Raw genomic sequence first — 20546 nt, 5'->3', positions numbered from 1 at the left:
ATCAGGTTCCTTGCAGTTCTACCACCGCATCCACGGCCACCACCCCCTCGCCGGCCGCCATCGCTATCAGCGGATTAATGTCCACTGATTTCAGTGCCTCCCGATGGCGCAGCGCCCAGTTGCCGAGCGCCACGGCCGCCGCGGCCAGCGCGTCGAGATCGAGCGCCGGGATATCGCGATAGCCGTCGAACAGTGGGGCCAGCCGCAGCCGGGCGCAGGCCGCCTTCACCTCCGCCTCGCCAAAGGGCGCCAGCAGCGATACGATGTCGCGGCGAAGTTCCAGCAACGTGCCGCCCTCGCCGATCATCACCAGCGGGCCGAACACGGGATCAACCGACACGCCCAGTGCAAACTCGTGACGCCCCTTCACCATCGCGGCCACCACTACCCGTGCCGCCTGCACGCCGAGATTGCGCAGCTTGGACAGGCAGTCCTGCGCCACGCTGGCGACGCTTGCGGCGTCGCTCAGCCGCAGATGAACCAGTCCGTGCTCGCTCTTGTGCGGCACCGCTGCGGCACACCCCTTGACCACGACCATGCCACCGCCAAGCGCCGTAAACGCCGCCACTGCTTCATCGGCGCTGCTGCAAAAGCGATACGGCACCACGGGGACACCGGCCTCCGCCAGTAGAGACAGGCTGCGGGCTTCGTCCTGCAGTCCGCTGCCATCGAGCACGACTGGTGTGGGCGATTCGGGTGATGCGAGCACGCCTGCCGACACCTCGATGCGGGCGTGTGCGGCGTACTGGGCCAGCGCAGCAATGGCATCGCCTTCCGTGATGAAGGTCGGCACGCCATGACGCAAGAAGACATCGCGCACGCTTTGCTGGGGCGCGCTGGCCACCAGCGGCTTGCCAAGCCGGCGGGTGAACGCGGCCGCATCGCGCGCCAGTGCCTCCACGTCGTAGCCGGGCCCGGCTACCGGAATCCCGACCATGACCATGTCGGCCTGCTGATCCTCGCCCAGCGCATCCAGCACGCGGGGGAACATGTCACCCTTGCCCATCAGCGCGGCGGTCATGTCGAGCGGATTGCTGGCAGTGCCAAACTCCGGGAGGATCGCGCCGAGCCGGTCCAGCGTGGGCGGCTGCAGTTCCGTCAGCGGCAGGTCATGGCGCTCGGCCAGGTCGGCCGCCATGACGCCCACGGCGCCGCTATGGCTCATTACGACGGTACGCCCCTGCCCCGGCGCGCGGTTTTGCAGGTACAACGGCACGGCACGCACCAGTTCGCCGATATCGCGGGCGCGCCAGATGCCGTGGCGAGCCAGGAAGGCATCAATGGCCGCGTCGTTGCCGACCAGTGCGCCGGTATGCGACGCCGCCGCGCGCGCGCCGCGCTGACTGTTGCCCGCCTTGATCGCAATGATGCTGGCGCCCCGGCTGCGCGCCAGGGTTGCGGCCCGCGCCAGCGCTTGCGGGTCGGTGACCGATTCCAGGTACACCAGGATCAGCCGGACTTCCGGGTCCTCGGCCACGGCCGCCGTCATGGCGCAGGCATCGAGATCGGCATCATTACCGGTGGCCACCAGATAGCGCACGCCCAGCCCGGCCTGCCGCAGCAGCGCGTAGGGCATGACGCTGGCCGCACCGCTCTGGCTGATGATTGCGATAGGCCCATCCTTCGGCGCCACCTCCATGAACATGGTGGAGAAGTTCAGCACCGCACCGCTGGCGAAATTGGCCGTGCCCTGCGCATTGGGCCCTACCAGGCGCATGCCGCCCGCGTGGGCCACATCCACCAGTTGCTGCTGGCGTAGCCGTCCGGCCTCTCCCGTTTCCGCAAACCCGGAGGCCATGATCACAGCGGCCTGCACGCCGGCATCGGCGCAAACGCGCACCTGCTCCAGTGTGGCGTCACCCGACACCGCAATCACCACGGCGTCCGGTGTCTTGCCGATATCGCCGAGTGTCGGATAGGCGCGATAGCCCTGAATAGTCGCTCGCCCCGGGTTCACGGGAAAGACTTCGCCCGTATAGCCGAACGTGCGCATATAGTGGATCGGGCGACCACCGACCTTATTGGGATTGTCCGAGGCGCCGATGACGGCCACCGAGGCCGGAGCGAACAGGGCGTTGAACGTCTCAGTCAAGGGTCGCTCCCGAAGCCTTCACCACCGGCGCCCACTTGGCCACGTCACGCTGGATCAGTTTGTCGAAATCAGCAGGGGTGCCCGGCAGCGGGCTGGCGCCCAGCGCGGCAAGCTGCTTTTTCACGTCCGCCTGCGCCAGCACCTTCTGCAATTCGCCATTGAGCCGATGCACCGCGTCGGGCGGGGTGCCCTTGGGCGCGGACAGGCCGAACCAGATCGTCACGTCAAACCCGGGCAGGCCAGACTCGGCAATCGTCGGCACCTTCGGCAATGCGTCGGATCGCGCTGCGCCCGTGACGCCCAGCGCCTTGACCTTGCCGCTGCCGATGTACTGCACCTGGCTCGACACCGTGTCGAACATCATCGAGATGCGTCCGCCAAGCAAATCGGTGAAGGCCGCTGCCGAGCCCTTGTACGGCACGTGGACGATGTCGATGCCCGCCATCGACTTGAACAACTCGCCCGACAGATGATTTGAGCTGCCGTTACCGGCAGACCCGAACGTCAGCGCACCGGGCTTCTGCTTTGCCAGCGCCACGAGCTCCTTGACATTGCCGGCCGGCAGACCGTTCGGCACCACGAGCACATTGGTGGTCGAGGCGACCGAGCCCACCGCATCGAATGCCTTGACCGGATCGACCTTCAGCGAATGGTAGAGCGACGGGTTGATCGCCATGGTCCCCGTCGTGGAAAACAGCAGCGTATAGCCGTCGGGGGTGGCTGCGGCCACGGCCTCGGTGGCGATGGTGCCGCCCGCGCCGCCCCGGTTGTCGACCACCACCGGCTGTCCCAGTTGCTGAGACAGGTGCTGGCCGATCAGCCGTGCCATGCCGTCCGTGGGGCCACCCGCCGGAAACGGCACGATCAGACGGATAGGTTTGGTGGGGTAGCTGGCGGCCGCGCTAGCGACGCCGCAGAGCGTTAGCGGCGCCGTGATCAGCACCAGGGCGGCCAGCCACCGGCGCGCCGTCAGCCCTATCTTGCGCGCTGCAAGGGGCTTGGTCGTGGAAAAACTTGCCATGTTGTCTCCATATTGTTCGCGACCCTTCTCTGCCTGGAAGGATGTCTGCAGTGTATGGAGACTTCAGCTAGCGCAAAAGTGTATATTCTGAGATACCTGATTTCCATTTTTTGCATGGATCGGAAAAGTGAACCTGAAGCAACTGGAAACCGTGGCCCTGGTGGCCAAGCTCGGGTCGCTCTCGCGCGCGGCGCGTGCGCTCGGCACCGCGCAATCGCTGGTCAGCCGCAGCATCGGACAGATCGAATCGGAATGGGGCGACCGCCTGTTCGAGCGCACCGGGCGCGGCATGGTCCTGTCCGAATTCGGCAAGCGGATCTTTCCGGAGATCGAGTTGCTGCTCGCCCAGTCGGCGCGGCTGCATGACGAGATCCGCAATGCAGCGGGCGTGCCGGCGGGGATGGTCAGGATCGGCGTCCTGCCATCGATGACACGGCGGTTGATTCCCAGGCTATTTGCCGATCTGCGTGAGACCGCGCCGGGCGTCCGTCTACGTGTGGTGGAGGGATTCAGTGGCCAGCTCGACGAACAGCTCGATTCGGGCCACCTCGATCTCGCCGTCATCAACCGCTATGGCCCCAGCCCGCGCCAGAACGAGGATGTCCTGGCGACGGTGGCGAACTATCTGGTCGGTGCGCCGGACCATCCGCTGGCCAAGCGGCCGGTGGTGGATTTCAAGGACCTGGATGGCGTGCCGCTGGTGCTACCGCCGGCGCCCAACGGGTTACGACTGATTCTGGACCAGCATGCGCGCCAGCAGGGCGTGACGCTGGACGTGGCGATCGAGGTTGAATCCCTGAATACGATGAAGGAAGTGGCGCTGTCCGGTCACGCCCTGACGATCTTGCCCCAACTGGCGGTCGACGACGAGGTCAGCGCCGGACGACTGGCCGCCGCAGAGATCGTCAATCCGAAGCTGCCGCGCTCAATCAGCCTCGGTCTCACGCAGCATCATCCGCTGTCGCGCGCGGCGAGGCTCGTCCTGTCCCGCCTGCATGAACTGATCCCTCCGATGACGCGCCCCGACTGGATGGAAAAAGGAGCGCGTCGGTAGCACCTGGCTTGCGGCGCGGGGCATCGGAGGTCAGGGAAAGGCGAGAGGGCTGCAGGCATGTACACGCCGGCATAGCGAAGCGATGTGGCTTCAATCCAGAGCGCTACCTGCGCCGCTTGCTGGCGCGAATCGCTGATCCCTCCTTCAATCGGATCGCCGAACACCTGCCATGGGCTGTCGCTGCCGAACTGCAGCTGACAATCGGCAACCGCATGCGCTTAACGACTGGTCCCGCCAACTGGACAAGAGGGTATGCGTTGGACCGTTACGCTGATATCGCAACCCCCTGCGGCCATCGGACGCGACGTTTAGAGACGCCCTGCTCTATACAAGCTCAGGGAACCAAAGGCAGTTCTCGGCCAGAAGCGGTCGACCTTGCCATCCAATTCGAATAGCCGAGGTGTCGTTCGCCCCGGCTCAACGACCGGTTTCCGGCGAGCGAATTGCCGGCTGCGCTGCCCCAAGGCGGCCAATAGCGGACAAATCCTCATACTCCCAAATCCGGAGAACTTTCAAATTTCCACGAGACTCCTGGTGCACCGACGCCTAGTTGCTCCCGCGCCTTCTCCATCATGGCTTTCCCGTGTCCAGTGCCGACACTCATCACGTAGCGCTCCACGGCCTGCCGGTGTCAACACTAGGCCGCCCCCGCCTCGAATTGCGAACTCAGTTTCGGAAGTCAAAAAAAATTGACATGGACTATGATGTCAATTATTGTTGACATCAGATTTGCTGAATCCAACCCGGTTAAGGGGGGCAAATGGACCATCGACGAGAGCTAGATGATAAAGCGGACGCAATGCGCCGCAAAATCGGGGAAGCCTTGCGCTCCGCGCGCGAGCGACAAGGTAGCAAGCAATCCGACATCGCCCAGAAAGTGGGCGTGTCTCGGGCAACCGTCATTGCAATCGAGAGCGGCCAAAGCGTCTCGACGTTGAATCTGCTCCTGATGGCGGCTGCGGTCGGCGTGAACCTTAACCCTCAACCAGACCCGGCGATCGTCACGCCACCACGTCGCCCCATGCTCAGGGAAATGATGCGAGCGGAGCGGGAGCGCCAGGCAATGCTCCAGGCGAAATTACCCAGCCGGCAGCGCGTGGGATCGGCGTCCATTGCCGCCCCAGTTTCCTACCCGGAAAGCAACGTAAGGCGTCGCCCCACGCTCAGGGAAATGATGCGAGCGGAGCGGGAGCGCCAGGCAATGCTCCAGACGAATCCCTTGCACAAAGTATCTCAATGAGTAGCGAACTCGAGGTTTTCGTTTCGGACTATCCTGTCGGCTTGCTCAGTGAAGACATCGAGACAGGCCTGATTGATTTCCGTTACCTTCCGGATGTCCCGGATCAAATGACAGTCTCGTTACTGATGCCGCCGAGCGCGCCAGCAGAAGAGTATCTTGGTTTCAACGGGGTGCCCCCACCCTTTCAGATATCTCTGCCCGAAGGCATCGTGCTGGAAGCCATTAGAACCCGCTTCGCCAAGCATATCGACGTTGATAACGATATGTCGCTGCTCCGTCTTGTCGGTCGTCACACTATCGGCCGCACTACCTTCGGCGGCCCGCTGGACCCAGACGCCACACTTCAACAAAACATTCTGGATGCCGCCAGAACTGAGGGTGCGGCACAGCGGCTGATCGAAATTCTGAAGACATCTCCGGAGATGTGTGGCGTGTCTGGCGTCATGCCCAAGATGTCGACATTCCAGACGGAAAAGACTCGCCCCGGGACTGTCGCCGCGCACGGCTCCATCGTTAAATTCGACTCGCCCCATTTTGTTGGCGCGAGTTTGGTTGAGTATGCATGCTTGAAAGCATGCTCGGCAGCGGGACTAGACGTTCCTGCGATTGAATTAAGCCCGGATCGCACATCACTGACGATGAGTCGATTTGATATCGTCCCTGACGGATCACGTCGCGGATTCGAAGATGCATGTGCGCTGTCGGGCTTGTTTCGTAGTGGGAAATATAACGGATCGATTGAACACCTGTTTGATATGATCCGCTTTTTCGTACATCCAGACGACCAGGCGACAGATCTCGTGGCCATGCTGAAACTGGTCATGATGAACGACGCACTACGCAACGGCGATGCACATCTAAAAAACTTTGGTTTGGTCTATGACGATGTCATGCGCCCGCGGCTCTCCCCCGTGTACGACGTACTCACCACTCAGGTATGGTTTCCGCAAGAGGTGCCCGCGCTGGCGATGCAAAAGACCGACCCGAGGGGTACGGAAAAATGGCTGGATCAGCTTGAACTGGAGCGCCTCGCCTCTCTCAGTCATTGCCACAATGTTGACGTCGTTCAAATGCAAGCACAGTGTCGCGAGATCGCATTGCAGAGCATGGCGACGACCTTGGATGAGTGCCCAAAATGCCCGCCGCGCAAAGCGCTTGAGCACGCCTTGAAGATCATCGAGGGGACACTGCCTGTGCCATCATCATCTGCTAAAACATAGTTGAATTATAATGGTTTAAGTAACAGTGTTGCTTCCACTCCTAGCTCAATAAAAGCGTCACTTCGGCTCAAAGTCCGTATTAAATCTGACACTTTGCGTCACCGCAGGCCTTGCCGGAATTTCAGCGGCTTGATCAGCAAGAGTCCAGTTTCGTCGAAAAACGCGGCTACATCGCTGATACCCGTTAGCGACAGGGCCGCGCTTTTTCGGCAAGATCGTCGCATGCATGCCGCTATCAGTGGCCGCTCTCGGGCGATACGTCTGGCACTAGCCGGCCATGCGCCGACGTTCATAGGGTGCCCAGGACAGATGTTGGCGGTCGCGTTGTGCCATATGCATGGCCAACTCAACAACTGCGCCGCGATGTCGCGACGTAAGCGTTTGTGATGTCGGGTACCGTCGCCAGATGCCGCCGGACCACGATCACGAGCAAGGCGATCATCACGGCGGGGAGAATGTTCAGGTATTGGTGAAGGTATGCTGAGAGGACTGCTTGTGCTGGCGCCACCCACGCTGCAGCGATGACAATCCACTCCATGCGCCTCAGCGCATGCGCTCTGGCGTCACGCATGAGCAGGACGAGCGGCACGATCAGCCACACCAGGTCATAGAACATGATGTAGGGCTGCATCAGCAACGTGGCGATAATGAACGAGGCCGCCCGAAGTTCGAATCTGGCCCGCCTCATCCACAGGTAAGCCATCGCAAGGACTGCGGGTGCCGCAACCACGCCGTGCAACAGGTAAGAAGCACTGACTGACAAGCCGGCACTACGGCCAAGCGCGAAGGCAGTTGGCATACCTGGCCACATCATGATGCCACCCTGCTCTACCGCCAGCGTGCTGAATTGCGGTAGGAATTCCGCAAATGCCCGCCAGGCATCTACGCCGAATACCACAAGGCTAGCCCCGACAATTGCAAGGGTGCAAAGTGTGGAAACGCCGAACGTCTTCCATTGCCTGGCACAGACGAGAGCCAGGGGGAACAGGATGCCAAATTGCGGCTTGACGGCGAGCATGGCGATGCATACTCCCGCAAGAGCGGTCTCAACCTCGATCATCGCCAGTGCCGCTCCGGCAGCCGCAATCGTGAACAGGGAGTTCTGTCCAAGCCCGATAGCAATGGCGACACCGGGGAATGCCAGCAGCAGCGGCAGATAGGCGTGGTCGATCCCGCGGCAGAAGCGCGCGAGCACCACCCCATAGGCCAGTAAGCCGAGCAAGGAGTAAATGGACAGCGCAATGCCAAAGGGCAACCGCCCGAACGGCAAGACTGCCAGCAGAAATGTCGGGGGATACGGCCAGGGTGAATAACTGTCGATCCCCAGCGCGAGCTCCATCGGCTGCATCCACTGCGGCGAAAAGACGGAGACGGCCCCATGCGCCATAGCCACCTTTGCCGCAGACCAGAAAATGGCAAAGTCGAAACCGACCATCGGGGATGCGTGATCTTCGAGGATGTAGAAACGGACGATCCATATCCCCAGGACAAGGATCTGGATGGCGAGGGCCGCTAAGGCGTAGACCGTCAGTCGGCGCGTGACCGGGCGCTCGTTGTTCGTCGACGACATAGGCTCCCTTCGGGACGTCTCGTTCGTGGAGTCTACTTCCTCGAATACCGCTCCGACATCGCCCGGTGGGGGGAAGTGTTTTCCCTCACCGCCGCACGCGCCCAAACGGAAACCGGCGACGCCCCGAAGCGGGTCTCAGCGAGCGCCCCGGCCACGGACGTATGTGCCGAGGACCGGGATCGGCCAGAAGCAGCCGCTCGACATGCATCTCTAAATTGCACACAATCTCAAGGTTCGCGACGACAGGAAGCTGTCCTAGCCCAACGTCCGGCCGCAAAATCAGAAGTCAGGCACCCACATGCAACTAGCTAGCTATCTAGGCAAACATCTGAAGAGCGACTTCGTCATCGAAGAGCTGGAGCACTTTGACATGGACGTTATCTATGACTTCGACCGCTTGCACGAAAACGCCGCTGATAGCTACAGTTCGTCTGCGGAGTCAGCGGGCTTTGAGTTTCGCTTCGACGAGAGACAAGTTCTCTCGGTTATCTGGTGCTACATTCGACCTCGCTCCGGATTTTCTGCAATCAATACGGATGCCATAGGAGCTCCCTGCTTCCACGACTTCGCTGAAGCCAAGGCTCACGCGACGAGCGCCGGCATCAAAACGTCGCAGTCAAAGGGTGACTCCGCGTGGATTCGATTCGAACATGACGGCCTGTGGATCCACTACGAGTATTCAGGTGGCAAATTGGCACTCATAACATTGACACTACCGTAAGCACCGGCTCATACCGGCCAATTGCGGTCGCTCACGGGTGGTAAATTTCGGGCAGGCTGGAGATCATGAAAATTGTTAAACCAGCGAAGGCCACCTGTCACACCGACGACAGTTGGTGGCATATACTCAAAGACGAGGATCGCTGGATGACCATATACGGGACACTTCTCGCGCAAGGCGCGCAGGAAATCAGGCGGCACACCCACGACGCGGGGTGGAGCTCGGATTGGCTCGAGAAGATCGCTGTTCGAATGGAAGGTGCCAGCGCACTTGCAACTGAGGTCGCGCAAGAGCGCGAGATCGCAACCATTTCGAGAACGCTGATCGATTCCGGCCCGTTGGACAAAAGCGCTTCACCGTCATTTTGGGCTGCGGTGGACGCTATGCAACGCGCCGCCAAACGTAGATAGCGTGACGTCCGCTTTCGGGCGCTGAATTCGGCAAATCGAATGAGTACAATGGGTCGGACGGCGACCAGCGTGGCCTAGCGATTGCCGGCCACGAGCGGACGTTAGTCCAGAGGGGCGAGCATATCCAATTCCTCCGGAAGGCCCGATGCCCCATTGAGCTTAGTGATGTTCCACCTTGTGGGGTCGTTCCACTCGTAGTCCATCCGATAGCTGAACCGAGAATTAGCACGAAGGAGACCAACGCAGAATTTTCTGCCGTTGTTCGATAGCGCTTCGCGCAGTTGTGACCCGATACGCATGATGTCGTCAATGAATTCGCGGTGCTTCATCGTATCGATTAGCACGACGCTGCTCGCCATAGCGTAGGACGCTCGCACGCCGCACTGCGAATCGCTGGGCGCGTCAAAGCGGATATAGACCTCGTTCCAACCCGGAAAGGTGCTTTGCATCTTACCTACGACGTGTCTGGCCAGTGCAATCACCAGTTCTGGTGCTTCATCGTTCATTATTTTGTCCCGGTGAGCAAATCAAAACGGATCGTAAATAGCGGGCTGTACGCCGTCAATACTGGGCGGCACATACAGAGCTAAATGGAACGGCAGCTTTCGGGAGTGTGACTGTCTCCTCCGGGTCGACGACGGAAATCCCACAGTGCACAAGGGCCGGCGGATCGTCGGCCCGCGACGGATTTCCGCAGTCGGCCACAAGCGGCCATTTGTCAGGGCCACCTAACTTGTGTCAATCTTCGTAGATACTGCCCTCCCGTCCAACTGACGGGAACGACCTCTGCCAGCTTTCTCAATTGCGAGCGGTGGCGTGAATGTCGTAGTTGTTTACCGCACGACAAATGACGCTTGACGCTTAAGCTAACTACCTATTTGACAACGAAGGTGCAGCATTGCTTCCCAACAATATTGAGGCTGTCGTCACCCTAGCACTCAGTGTGCTGAGCGACACCGATCAGAGGATGCTTGTAGCGAAAGCTGAGGAGAACCTGATAAGGCTTAGCCCGATACTCGGAGTAAAGCTTCGAAACGAAGTTGGATTGTGGCGACCCGAGGCTGATGGGTTGTGCAGTCTGCTAGCGTCGAGCGTGCCGTCATATTTTGGCGTTATAGAATGGCATCCGGGTGACTACACAATAGACCCCGATGGGGCCTCCGGCATTCTGCTGCTCTTGGTCAGGCGAAGGCTGCTGTCCGCTGAAAATGGATAACGATCCAGTATTGCCCGAAGCTTCGGGGCGACAACTGCTACGGGGGCCAGCCCTTGCTCAGGTAGGCCGAGGGTCGCGATCGGCCACAAACAGCCATTGAGGATCTTGGTTGCATTGTGTGCAGTTTCGCCCGGAGCTACACTGCCTTGCGTACTGCGATTTTTCCGGACTCGTTGAGCCAGAATGTTGGAGCAGCCTGAATGAATTTCTTCGATGAACTCTTTGCGATCATCGCGAAAAGAAGTGACTCCATCTCAGTGAGTGCGTTTATCACTAAGCACGAACTGCTTGATGTGTATGAGGCACCGCCCTTTAGGCGCTATGTGGGCTCCTCGACAAGAGGGATTGACCTTCTTCTTGATAACGACGACCTCTTAGACGTGCAGATCTTCGTGCGCCCCACTAACACTCATGCTGCTTTCTCGGACGACCTTCCATTCGGCATACAGGCCGACATGGGGCGTGCTGAGATACATGCATTGCTCGGTACTCCAGAGTCCGAAGACAGCACAGGTCGCAAGTATTCTGTGCTTGATGGCGCCGCCGTACTTACAGTTGAATTCAACAAGACGGACTCGGTTCGATATCTGAGCATCAAGCGAAGAATTCATTGAGCGCTACTAACCTCAACGTCCGTTATCGGAAGCTCTGACAGGCCGCTAAGGGTCGGAGGCTGCCATTTGAGGCGGCACCGGCCGGCGGTCATCGGCCAGCAACAGCCACTCAACATGCTCACCTAGATTGCACGCAATCCGACGTTCTCGATCGCAATAAAGTCCGATGTCCCAGTTGACGCTACTTCCACCTGAACTCGCACAACAATCGATATCTCAAATTGAGATCGTCTTGCCGCTTAATGCAGCCGTCGAGGCAGTTAGTTACGGTGCCCGCAAGAAAGTGCAGATCCTAGGCTGGGAAGGATGGATCCGAGCCTAAGATGGACGGGTCGGACACAGGAATGCACCGCAGGGGACCGCGAGTCTCGGGCATCTATCGACGCAGGATGCGGCCGATTTTTGTCGTCGAACAATTCAGGCCGCAGCTCTGGAGTGGTCGCAAGAAAATCCTGAGACAACAGATCATCTTCATTTTTGCATCACCATTGCTAGGTCGGAAGCGGACGACGTCCGCCTGCGTATGGATTGAAAGCTGCGACCGAACGGTTCGGGAAACATCGAGTGGCAGTGATGAGTTGGAGACCGCCTATGTTCCGTCGACACGCATCGTTGCACCCGGCTACAATTGAACGTTCGAGTTCGCCATTAGCCAAGAATGGCCGCTTGTGAAAGGTATATGCATGGAGTGGCTTGAACCATGGTGGTCCACTGAAAATATGGACAATCAGTTTCACGAAACCTTCGCGCGACAGCTCGCGCTAGAGGTTCCTCCGGGGCACGAATTGTTCGAGCTGCCTGCAAGGCTTATCGGAAGGGGCTTGGGCGACGACGCTTTGTTTGAAATTCTCGATGGAAGTGGTCGGGTTGCGGTGGTTCATCTAACTTGGTCGAAGTCGCGCGAGCGCTTGCCCTGGCCCATCACCGTTTTCTACACCGACATGGAGAACTGGATCGAGACATGCATGCTTCCGGAGCATCAGGAGTGGGCGAATTGAGCGAAGACCTGACATCCATCAGCAAATTCCTTAGTTTGGTGCTCAGACACGCTCCGGAAACGATAGGTCTTTCGCTGAATGAAGCCGGTTGGGCAAATGTCGAGTTGCTTCTCCGGCAAGCCAACGCGCACGGAAAGCGAATTGATCGTGCGATGCTTGAAAAGATCGTGGCGACCAGCGACAAGAGACGGTTTGCCATCAGCGGCGACGGGCTGATGATCCGAGCCAACCAAGGACACTCAGTTGATGTGAATCTTGGTCTCAAAGCGCTAAAGCCGCCTGCCCAACTTTTTCACGGCACGGCAAGCAGGTTCGTTCCTGCCATTGCGGAGCAGGGCCTGAAACCGCAGAGCAGGCAGCACGTACATCTGTCGGCAGACATCGCTACTGCGCTTGCCGTTGGGCGTCGGCACGGCAGTCCTATAGTGTTGAGAGTGGATTCCGCGAAGATGTACGAGTTGGGTCACGCCTTCTTCCAATCACAGAACGGTGTTTGGCTCACACAAGCGGTGCCGTCTCAGTTCGTACACCCGATCCACTTGCCAAAGCTTGCGGATGATGCGACTCAACACCCCCTTTGACTGGGCCAGGACTTCCACCTATCTGCGCGAAGCGAGAGCCAACCTTTCCGAAGCTGCGGAGGGAGTCTGCGTTGACGAGATTAAGGAGTTCGAAGAGTACTTAAGCCACAACGAACTCGAGTTAGCGCTGGATGTGCTCGAGGCCGCATTCGAGAAAGGTGACGATGCCAATTGGCGGGTTCTTGAAATTATGGGTAAAGCGGCTTTGAGCATGCAGTTGCATGACAGGCAGCGACGATACGATGCTCGCCTGACACAGGCGCGAGGTTGGAGCTACGAAACCTCCTTGTCACGATAGGTCTCTGCTGGTCGAACGGCTGCTATCTGGACATTCGACCGTCCGTTCAGGGTCGACCAGAGACTGCCGGCCATGATGGCGACGAGCCGGTCGGCCGAGTCCGCAGCCAGAAGCGGCCAGTGCTATGGCACCCAAACATTATTTGACCTTGCGACCCACCGTTCTATTCCGATGAACTTCGGCAGGGGATGTCGCTGCTTCGCAACGCCCCACGTCAAGAAACACTCGGCTAAGGGAGCAATTTGCTACTCTCTCTTCGCTCGTATTGCAAGCATCGACCAAAGAGGGAGTTTGCACCCTCACATCAACGTTTCTGTAGTCAAAGAATGAACCCACTCGCGATATGTGTCCTTACTGTTGGCTGTTGCGCCGCCTCACTCTCGATCGCATGCGGCCCCCAACAGTCTACGCGGAACCTGGATAGGCACTGCGTACAGTTCGACAATCGCACTTCTCTTATGAACGAGAAGTCCAGCCAAATACCGCGAGGCATTCAACCGAGCTACGTAAGCGGAACGCGCGTAATTCTCAGCAAGGCGAGTCCTCGCGTGCGCGAAACCTATGAGATACGACTCGCCCAGTACATGGCTGTCTCGAAGGGGTTGGAGTTCGTACTTGCAGTTTCACCTAACGCAGTCGTCGAGCCTGCGGTTATTGCCCGACTACAGAAGAACGGCGGTCGGCTTCATCGTGAGGCACTGAGGCACTACTCGGTGTATGTCGGGCGAACTAAGCCGGACGGCACCGAGGAAGGTTGGGTACTCGGTGACGAACTAGTCTTCGATTCGCTTATTCGAGCACTCCGGGATCCCAGTCTTGTTCAGCGTTTCCGACTCGGTGCAGTATGGAAAGAAGAAGAACTCGGGGACCTCGCGCGCGAGTGGGCCGCCCAGAGGCTATCTCTGAAGAATCTTGATGGAGAGGACGTCTATGAGGCCTTCAGCAGCTTGATTGAAGAAACGCGACGTGACGGCGGTTCGTTGTTTGTCGAGTAGGGATGTCGTCAGGAATAGCTGACGGCAAGGCCAGATGACTAGCGATGCCTCCTGGAGTGTCCGCTTTGACGCGATCCGATCGGCGGCTTAGGGTCGGCTACAGCCGGTCGCCTCCAGCAGGTCGGCTGCCGACTCGATCAGGCTCTTCCCGGCCATGAGCTGCCAATGGATGTCGACAATTGAGCGACTCAACTGGGACCGATTGCAGTCATCTACGGGCGACAAGGCGTCCGTCAGGACTGTGGCTCACGGCATGCATGGCCTCGAACTGGATCCTGTCTGGGCCAACATGGATGGCGGCATTACCAATGGGGCGTCCTCTCGGCGCAATCATCGCGCCACCCAGTATATTGGGGGAGGCAGGCATCGCCACCAGTCTGGAACGGTCTTGAAACATGGCGCACCGCGTCGCGGACCACTCCTGTCGAGTCGCGCGTTACCCGTACGCGTGATCGTCTATGCCCCTGCCGGCGGTCATCAGTGCCCGCCGCACCATGTCAACGTTGATGAACCGGGTCTGCTCGTTGCCCACGCCTGCCTGCTACCGTCCCGAAACGCTCGAGACTGGCAGTCGGATCCCGGTCGGCTGCTGCCACGCACGCCGGCATGCTTAAGGCAAGAATAATAAATGCGAGCGTTGGCTGGTTAGTAGCGCGCAGAACGTCACCGAACATGATTGCCAGATCCCAGGGTACCTTTGTCAGGCTGTCCCAAATCTAGAAATCTAGCAATCCATTCAGGTCGGCGATGTCAGACGAACGCCAAATCGCAGCTACCGTCGGGCTGGCATCTCGAGCTCGTCGATAGTCATCATATCGTCTTTATGGGTCATTCCACCGAGCCCAGCAGATGGCAGGTAATGGCGAAGACCGGCACTGCGCGTGCCGGCTTCGGCCGGGAGTTCCTATCGACCTCATACCCCAAATACGTAAACGAATGCTTCTCGATGTCATCCTCGGCGAGCGGTAGGCAACATTGCCGAATGTTTACTTAACCCTCGTCCTTTAGAATGCCTGCACATCAATGGAGGTCGCCGTGCGAGCAGAGAGCTACAGGGGCTACATCGTCAGAGGATTCGCCTGGGCCTTCGGCAGCGGATTCTTTGTGGCGTCTTGGGGCGTAGACAAAGACAGCCGTCGCATCATCGAGTCGGAAGAGATCGCCTGCTATCCATCTATGGAAGAAGCTGCAAATGTAGGGCTGCTCTGGGCTAAAGGCTGGGTTGACATGCATGGCGAGTCTCGGGATCCTGTGCCGAGCAAAAGCCGCGCCCAGCGCGAACAGGCTACACCTCGGAGCTGTACGTAGGCTCTCGTCTATTTTCACATCATTCGAAGATTAACCGCTGATTAACCAGTGTGGGGATACCCACATGCGCCCCCCCCCCGGCCAGGCATCGGAGGGGCGGCTGCGACCCTATACTTCGGCCCCATAGAACTGGACCATCTCAAGCGCAGCCGAGAACCGCCATGAATTCATTTGACGCCAGCCTGTTGCACGCGCTGAACCACCTTGCGTTCCGCTCGGAACTGTTCGATCGGCTGGCCATGGCGACCACGCAGTTCTACCTGCTGCGCGGCGTGCCGCTCGTCGCTATCCTCTGGTGGCTCTGGTTCCATGAGTCGGACCCCGCCCGGCGCGACAGGAACCGGGAGATCATCATCGCGACCGTAATGGCAGGGCTGTGCGCGTTGGCGATCGGCCGTCTCCTCGCCCATTGGGTGCCGTTCCGCCTCCGGCCGTTCGCCAATCCGCAGCTCGGCCTGCACTTCCTTATGTCGTCCGAGGACCGGATCCGTACGTGGAGCGCTTTTCCCAGCGACCACGCCACGCTTTGGTTCGCCATTGCCACGGGCATCTGGGTAGCTTCGAGGCGGCTCGGCATTGCGGCACTGCTCTACACGCTGGTATTCATCTGCTTGTCGCGGGTGTACGTGGGCCTGCACCATCCGACCGATTTATTGGGCGGCGGCGTCATCGGCATTGGCGTTTCCCTAATAATGACGCGCCCCTTCTGTCGCCGGCTCCTCGCCGAGCCTTTCCTGGCCTTGTCCCGACGATTCGAAGCCACGTTCTACGTTTGTATGTTTCTGCTCAGCTTCGGGCTTGCGACACATTTCGACGAGGCGCTAGTGCTCGGGTCGGGCGTCCTCAAGACCCTCCACAGCGACCACGAACGGCCACGGGCCCCCTCAGCCAGCGCTCGGTTGTAGGAAACGCCGATCGATGCCTTGAAGAGTCAATGCACCGGAAACGCCGCATTGAAGATCAGCACCATGATCAGTCCTACCACCGCACCGATCGACTGGACCACCGAGGTGGTCCTGGTCGCTTCGCTCATGCTCATGCCCAACGATTCCTTGACCATCCAGAACCCAGCGTGATTGGCATAGTTGAAGAACAGCGATCCGCAACCGATTGACAATGCCAGCAACGGCAGGTTTAGGCTCGGATCGCTGCCGGCCAGCGGCGCTAGCAGGCCCGCAGCGCCGACGATGCCCACAGTCGCCGACCCCGTCGAGACCGACAGCAGCATCGAAATCAGCCAGCCAGGGATCAGCGGCGGAAATGCGAGCTACTGGGTCAGATGCACGCAACGCCGATGGCCAAGGATTTCGGCGTCTCCACGCCGACGACCTTTGCCGCATTCAGCGTCGCCCTGGTGGTGTCGGCATTGCTGGGACCCGCCCCCCCCCCGCATGAGCTACGGTTCGATTGCTTTCGAACGACCGCACTGAGACGGTTCCCTGCCACTCGAAGCGAAGTCGCTGACTGGCGGAGATGGGTCGGGTACCGCCTCTAATTTCCGCCAACCTATCGCCCTTTTCGGACAACATGCCCTCGGGCGCCTGTCGCACCACCTGCGCGCTGCGGCAGGCCGGTATGCTGCTTTGAACCCGGGCAGCACAGCGCCCCGGCCAGGCAAAAGGTAGCAGCGATGAAACATCCTTGCGAAGCGGTCACCCAAGCAGTAGCGGCGATGCCAGGTGGCCGCAGATGAAACCCGGCAACCGCCCCATGCGCCGCCGGCTGGGCATTGCCGCCGCGATCGTTGCCGGAGTCGCCGGCGGGATCGCCCTGCTAGCGCATTGGCCACAAATGCCGGTGCCGGTATCCCCGGCGACTGGCGCGCCAGCCGATGTCATCGTGCAGCCAGGCGCCAGCGGCATCGACCAGGCTGATGTCCTGCAGGCCGCGCTCGACAACCTCCAACCGGGACAACGGCTCGTGCTCGCGCCCGGCAGCTATATGGTCGGCCGGGTGCTGGCGGTGCGCCGCGAACAGGTCGCGGTTTCCGGCTACGACGCCACGCTGATTGCCTTGAATCCGGACCAGCAGGCCATCCAGATCACCGGGGCGAATTCGACGCTGGTGGGCGTGACGCTCAAGGGAACAGGCACGCAGCGGCTCGAATCCGCCACGTCGGCCAAGGTGATTGTCGATGGCACGGGCATACAGGTGCTGGATGTGACCATCGAAGGCGGCGCCAGCGCCGGCATCTTCGTGTCGCGCGGGGTTGACATCGCCCTTGTTGGCGACAAGATCAGTGGCACGCTGGCCGATGGCATCCACATCACAGGAGGCTCGCAGGACGTGCTCGTGCAGAATTCGTCCGTCACCGCCACCGGCGACGACATGGTGGGCATCGTCAGCTACCAGCGCGACAACGCGCAGACCCGGAACATCTATGTCACAAGCAATTACCTGGCTGGCAATGCCTGGGGACGCGGCGTGGCAGTCGTCGGAGGTGCCGATGTCACAGTTGCCGGAAATTGGATCCAGGGCGTGCAGAAAGCCGCCGCCGTAATGGTCGCGCAGGAAGACGGCTATCGCACCGCCGACACCACCAACGTGCTGATCGCAAGCAATATGATAGCCGACGACCAGAACGCCACGGAGCCCGGCAACAACCGCATGGCAACGGGACATGCAGCCATCGATATCAATACCGGCAGCGGCAGCGTGACACGCGTGCAGGTAACCGGCAATCAGGTCTCGCGCACGCGCTTTGACGGCTATCGCGCGCAGGGCAATATCTGCCAGGCCGACATCAGCAACAACCGCTTCGCGGCCATCGGCGGCGCGGCCATCGCGCTGCAGTATCGCAATTGCACGGCGGACCAGTTCACCTGCGGCACCAATACGCTCGATGGCGCACCCCTGCCGCCACCGTCTGGATGCTCCGGCGCGGGATCGATCCAGGCCGCCGGCGCGGACGCGAGCCGCCTCCCTCAAGTACGGACTTATCTGCGGCGCGCGCGGTAATCCCTGCCAAGCCCCTGCGGGCCTGGCAACGCACACCGTTGCGACACTGGCTCCCCATCCCGGCTCACCTGACGCGCGGCGATTCTGCCAGCAGCCGCTGCAGGTACTTGCCGTAGTGGCTCTTGCCAAGCGGCGCTGCCAATCGCGCTACCTGCTCCTCGTCGATCCAGCGACGTCGGTAGGCGATTTCCTCGGGACACGCCACCATCAGGCCCTGCCGCTTCTGCAGGGTCGCCACCATCTGCGCGGCGTCGATCAGCGAATCGTGCGTACCGGTATCGAACCACGCGAAGCCGCGCCCCATGATGTCGACGGCCAGCTTGCCGGCATCCAGGTAGCGGGCGTTGACTTCGGTGATTTCCAGTTCGCCACGTGCCGACGGCCGAATGTCGGCGGCAATATCGCAAACGCGGTTGTCATAGAAGTAAAGCCCCGTCACAGCATAGTTCGATCGGGGCTGCACCGGCTTTTCCTCGATGGACAGCGCACGAAAGTCTTCATCGAATTCCACCACGCCATAGCGCTCGGGATCGTCCACGTGATACGCGAACACGGTGGCGCCGTCCTCGCGACGGCTGGAGCGGGCCAGCATGCGGGCCAGGTCATGCCCATAGTAGATGTTGTCGCCCAGGATCAGCGTCGACGGATCGCGCCCCACGAAGTCACGGCCGATGATGAACGCCTGTGCCAGGCCGTCCGGCGACGGCTGCTCCGCGTACTGCAGGTTCAGCCCCCACTGCCGGCCATCGCCGAGCAAGGCCGAAAAACGTGGAGTGTCCTGCGGCGTCGAAATGACCAGCACATCGCGGATGCCGGCCACCATCAGCGTGGAGAGCGGGTAGTAGATCATGGGCTTGTCATAGACCGGCAGCAGCTGCTTGGAGACGCAGTGCGTGACGGGATAGAGCCGCGTGCCGGAGCCTCCGGCGAGAATGATGCCTTTGCGCGTCATGCTTGCATCTCCTTGGCAGTGGGGGATTCCTGTGCAACCGGCGTGGGCGCCGGGGCGCCAGCCGTGGTCTCGCGCCGGTAGCAAAGATAGAAGGCGATGGCGCCAGCGGCCTCGGTGATCAACACCGATATCACCGTGCCCCTGGCGCCCATGTACATCACGAAAGGCACCGCGTAAATCAGGTGCATGACTGTCACGGTGGCATAGATATTTCGCACGGCGCGGTGCCGCCCGGACGCCATCAGGCCGAGATTTCCGAAGATGAATGCCACGCTAGTCAGTGGCAGCAGCACGCCCTCCAGCCGCAGCAGTAGGATGGTGTCGTGGAACGGCTCACCCAGCCACATGCGGATGCCGACGCCGGCAAACAGCTCCACCGCGACGAACATCACGCCCGAACAGGCAAAGACAACTACCATCGCGCGACGCATCAGCGCACGCGCCGCCGGCGGATCGGTGACGTTGTATTGACTGATGCGCGGATAGAACGCCGTGCCGATGACCGTAAAGATCGTCTGCCCGGCAATGCGGATCTTGTCGGCCATCGAGAACTGCCCCACCGCTACCGGACCGTGGAAATGGTTCAGCAGAATCGCGTTGAAGTTCACGTAGAAGCTGACCAGCACCAGCGACAGGAACATCGGAAATCCCTCGCGCAACGAGGCCATGGCCGCTTCCGCCGGGACCCTGACCAGCGTCGCCAGTCGCCTGTGCCATACGCCCCAAAGCGCCGCGACGGCCAGGATCAGCGTGCCGACGCTGATGCCCAGCGCGGCCAGTGCAGCGTCGCCGGGCGATCTCACCCATGCCACCACGCAGGCCAGACTGATGGCCTTGGACGCGAAATTCGGCAATACCAGCACCCTCATCCGTTCCAGGCCCTGGTAGAGCCAGATCGGCGTCACGGCGTTGGCCACCACGCCCACGAACGCCGCGGCTAGGATAGCCCGATGTTCGCGCAGGTCCGGCGCCCACCACAACGCGCCAGCCAGCAGCAACGCTGCGCCCAGCGTGAGCAGCAGCTTGGTCGCCATCGTGGCCGAAAACACCGCCGCGACAGCGGCGGGATCATCGCGCCTGAGCGATACCAGCCGTGTCGCCGACAGATTGTGGCCGTAGTCGGTCAGCAGGATCAGGTACTGCGCCAGCGCTTGGCAGTAGGCCAGCACACCGAACTCGCGCACGCCGAGCTTGTGACCGAGAAACGGCAACAGCATCAAGGGAAACAGGTAGTTGCCGCCCTGGATCAGCAGCAGATAGGTGGCAGTGGAGCGTATGGATGGCGGCATCGAGCGTGG

18 protein-coding genes and 1 pseudogene are annotated in these 20546 nt (G+C 60.5%); 12 read left to right on the top strand and 7 right to left on the bottom strand.

The features are described 5' to 3' along the window. Position 1: 1 nt before the first annotated feature. Both CYJ10_RS26940 and CYJ10_RS26935 read right to left on the bottom strand, forming a co-directional pair. Positions 2–2092 carry an acetate--CoA ligase family protein gene (locus CYJ10_RS26940; RefSeq protein WP_101684500.1) on the bottom strand — a complete coding sequence of 697 codons (2091 nt, stop codon included), beginning with the start codon at positions 2090–2092 and terminating at the stop codon, positions 2–4. Beyond that, positions 2085–3113: a Bug family tripartite tricarboxylate transporter substrate binding protein gene (locus CYJ10_RS26935; protein ID WP_101684499.1), complete on the bottom strand. Its 1029-nt coding sequence runs from the start codon at positions 3111–3113 to the stop codon at positions 2085–2087. The genes CYJ10_RS26940 and CYJ10_RS26935 overlap by 8 nt, the downstream gene beginning before the upstream one ends. A 127-nt stretch (positions 3114–3240) precedes the next feature. Here CYJ10_RS26935 and CYJ10_RS26930 point away from each other — a divergent pair, with 127 nt between their 5' ends. The 3 genes from CYJ10_RS26930 to CYJ10_RS26920 all read left to right on the top strand — a co-directional run bounded on the left by CYJ10_RS26930 (position 3241) and on the right by CYJ10_RS26920 (position 6627). Further along, a complete protein-coding gene (locus CYJ10_RS26930) occupies positions 3241–4167 on the top strand; it encodes a LysR family transcriptional regulator (RefSeq protein WP_101684498.1) in 927 nt (308 codons plus the stop codon). 799 nt (positions 4168–4966) lie between these two features. Continuing rightward, positions 4967–5407, top strand: a complete 441-nt coding sequence (locus CYJ10_RS26925) for a helix-turn-helix transcriptional regulator (protein ID WP_219621529.1) — start codon at positions 4967–4969, stop codon at positions 5405–5407. Beyond that, complete coding sequence (locus CYJ10_RS26920) at positions 5404–6627, top strand: type II toxin-antitoxin system HipA family toxin (protein WP_101684496.1); 1224 nt, start codon at positions 5404–5406, stop codon at positions 6625–6627. Before CYJ10_RS26925 ends, CYJ10_RS26920 begins: the two co-directional genes overlap by 4 nt. Positions 6628–6973: 346 nt before the next feature. Here CYJ10_RS26920 and CYJ10_RS26915 read toward each other — a convergent pair whose 3' ends face one another. Next, positions 6974–8197 carry a glycosyltransferase family 87 protein gene (locus CYJ10_RS26915; RefSeq protein ID WP_101684495.1) on the bottom strand — a complete coding sequence of 408 codons (1224 nt, stop codon included), beginning with the start codon at positions 8195–8197 and terminating at the stop codon, positions 6974–6976. A 298-nt stretch (positions 8198–8495) separates the two neighbouring features. Between CYJ10_RS26915 and CYJ10_RS26910 the strand changes: the two genes are divergently transcribed. Beyond that, the gene (locus CYJ10_RS26910; protein WP_101684494.1) at positions 8496–8918 is read left to right on the top strand and encodes a hypothetical protein; all 423 of its coding nucleotides are present in this window, start codon (positions 8496–8498) and stop codon (positions 8916–8918) included. A 65-nt stretch (positions 8919–8983) separates the two neighbouring features. Further along, entirely contained in the window at positions 8984–9328 is a 345-nt protein-coding gene (locus CYJ10_RS26905) for a hypothetical protein (protein ID WP_101684493.1), read from the top strand. 101 nt (positions 9329–9429) lie between these two features. On the opposite strand, the gene CYJ10_RS26900 is transcribed toward CYJ10_RS26905, so the two are convergent. Then, positions 9430–9834, bottom strand: coding sequence for a hypothetical protein (locus CYJ10_RS26900; RefSeq protein WP_101684492.1), 405 nt, complete (start codon positions 9832–9834; stop codon positions 9430–9432). Positions 9835–10744: 910 nt separating this feature from the next. Here CYJ10_RS26900 and CYJ10_RS26895 point away from each other — a divergent pair. The 6 genes from CYJ10_RS26895 (at position 10745) to CYJ10_RS26865 (ending at position 16243) form a co-directional block, all read left to right on the top strand. After that, positions 10745–11158: a hypothetical protein gene (locus CYJ10_RS26895; protein ID WP_101684491.1), complete on the top strand. Its 414-nt coding sequence runs from the start codon at positions 10745–10747 to the stop codon at positions 11156–11158. Positions 11159–11841: 683 nt separating this feature from the next. Beyond that, on the top strand, positions 11842–12156 hold the full coding sequence (locus CYJ10_RS26890) for a hypothetical protein (protein ID WP_146002127.1): 315 nt from the start codon (positions 11842–11844) through the stop codon (positions 12154–12156). Then, positions 12153–12737, top strand: coding sequence for an RNA 2'-phosphotransferase (locus CYJ10_RS26885; protein WP_257993560.1), 585 nt, complete (start codon positions 12153–12155; stop codon positions 12735–12737). The genes CYJ10_RS26890 and CYJ10_RS26885 overlap by 4 nt, the downstream gene beginning before the upstream one ends. Then, entirely contained in the window at positions 12712–13035 is a 324-nt protein-coding gene (locus CYJ10_RS26880; protein WP_101684488.1) for a hypothetical protein, read from the top strand. Before CYJ10_RS26885 ends, CYJ10_RS26880 begins: the two co-directional genes overlap by 26 nt. A gap of 548 nt (positions 13036–13583) precedes the next feature. Beyond that, on the top strand, positions 13584–14030 hold the full coding sequence (locus tag CYJ10_RS26875; RefSeq protein WP_101684487.1) for a hypothetical protein: 447 nt from the start codon (positions 13584–13586) through the stop codon (positions 14028–14030). A gap of 1469 nt (positions 14031–15499) precedes the next feature. Further along, positions 15500–16243, top strand: a complete 744-nt coding sequence (locus CYJ10_RS26865) for a phosphatase PAP2 family protein (protein WP_101684486.1) — start codon at positions 15500–15502, stop codon at positions 16241–16243. Between the two features lie 26 nt (positions 16244–16269). Here the strand turns inward: CYJ10_RS26865 and CYJ10_RS26860 are convergent. Next, positions 16270–16623, bottom strand: a pseudogene (locus CYJ10_RS26860) (GntT/GntP/DsdX family permease); the annotation flags it as partial. Positions 16624–17027: 404 nt separating this feature from the next. Here CYJ10_RS26860 and CYJ10_RS26850 point away from each other — a divergent pair. After that, positions 17028–18296 (top strand): right-handed parallel beta-helix repeat-containing protein, encoded by a 1269-nt coding sequence (locus tag CYJ10_RS26850; protein WP_257993559.1) that lies wholly within the window; start codon positions 17028–17030, stop codon positions 18294–18296. Positions 18297–18360: 64 nt separating this feature from the next. Here CYJ10_RS26850 and rfbA read toward each other — a convergent pair whose 3' ends face one another. Beyond that, entirely contained in the window at positions 18361–19248 is an 888-nt protein-coding gene (gene rfbA, locus CYJ10_RS26845) for a glucose-1-phosphate thymidylyltransferase RfbA (protein ID WP_101684484.1), read from the bottom strand. Beyond that, positions 19245–20537: an oligosaccharide flippase family protein gene (locus tag CYJ10_RS26840; RefSeq protein WP_101684483.1), complete on the bottom strand. Its 1293-nt coding sequence runs from the start codon at positions 20535–20537 to the stop codon at positions 19245–19247. Before CYJ10_RS26840 ends, rfbA begins: the two co-directional genes overlap by 4 nt. Positions 20538–20546 lie beyond the last annotated feature (9 nt).

This window comes from Cupriavidus pauculus, from assembly GCF_002858765.1.
GTDB lineage: Bacteria > Pseudomonadota > Gammaproteobacteria > Burkholderiales > Burkholderiaceae > Cupriavidus > Cupriavidus pauculus_B.
This window is presented reverse-complemented; position numbering and strand designations above follow the sequence as displayed.

Excerpts from the sequence above, each read along its gene's own strand:
- CYJ10_RS26935 (WP_101684499.1), bottom strand. The coding sequence starts at position 3,113 with ATGGCAAGTTTTTCCACGACCAAGCCCCTTGCAGCGCGCAAGATAGGG.
- CYJ10_RS26925 (WP_219621529.1), top strand. The coding sequence starts at position 4,967 with ATGCGCCGCAAAATCGGGGAAGCCTTGCGCTCCGCGCGCGAGCGACAA.
- CYJ10_RS26850 (WP_257993559.1), top strand. The coding sequence starts at position 17,028 with ATGAAACCCGGCAACCGCCCCATGCGCCGCCGGCTGGGCATTGCCGCC.
- CYJ10_RS26920 (WP_101684496.1), top strand. The coding sequence starts at position 5,404 with ATGAGTAGCGAACTCGAGGTTTTCGTTTCGGACTATCCTGTCGGCTTG.
- CYJ10_RS26890 (WP_146002127.1), top strand. The coding sequence starts at position 11,842 with ATGGAGTGGCTTGAACCATGGTGGTCCACTGAAAATATGGACAATCAG.
- CYJ10_RS26840 (WP_101684483.1), bottom strand. The coding sequence starts at position 20,537 with ATGCCGCCATCCATACGCTCCACTGCCACCTATCTGCTGCTGATCCAG.
- CYJ10_RS26865 (WP_101684486.1), top strand. The coding sequence starts at position 15,500 with ATGAATTCATTTGACGCCAGCCTGTTGCACGCGCTGAACCACCTTGCG.
- CYJ10_RS26905 (WP_101684493.1), top strand. The coding sequence starts at position 8,984 with ATGAAAATTGTTAAACCAGCGAAGGCCACCTGTCACACCGACGACAGT.
- rfbA (WP_101684484.1), bottom strand. The coding sequence starts at position 19,248 with ATGACGCGCAAAGGCATCATTCTCGCCGGAGGCTCCGGCACGCGGCTC.
- CYJ10_RS26900 (WP_101684492.1), bottom strand. The coding sequence starts at position 9,834 with ATGAACGATGAAGCACCAGAACTGGTGATTGCACTGGCCAGACACGTC.
- CYJ10_RS26915 (WP_101684495.1), bottom strand. The coding sequence starts at position 8,197 with ATGTCGTCGACGAACAACGAGCGCCCGGTCACGCGCCGACTGACGGTC.
- CYJ10_RS26895 (WP_101684491.1), top strand. The coding sequence starts at position 10,745 with ATGAATTTCTTCGATGAACTCTTTGCGATCATCGCGAAAAGAAGTGAC.
- CYJ10_RS26910 (WP_101684494.1), top strand. The coding sequence starts at position 8,496 with ATGCAACTAGCTAGCTATCTAGGCAAACATCTGAAGAGCGACTTCGTC.
- CYJ10_RS26880 (WP_101684488.1), top strand. The coding sequence starts at position 12,712 with ATGATGCGACTCAACACCCCCTTTGACTGGGCCAGGACTTCCACCTAT.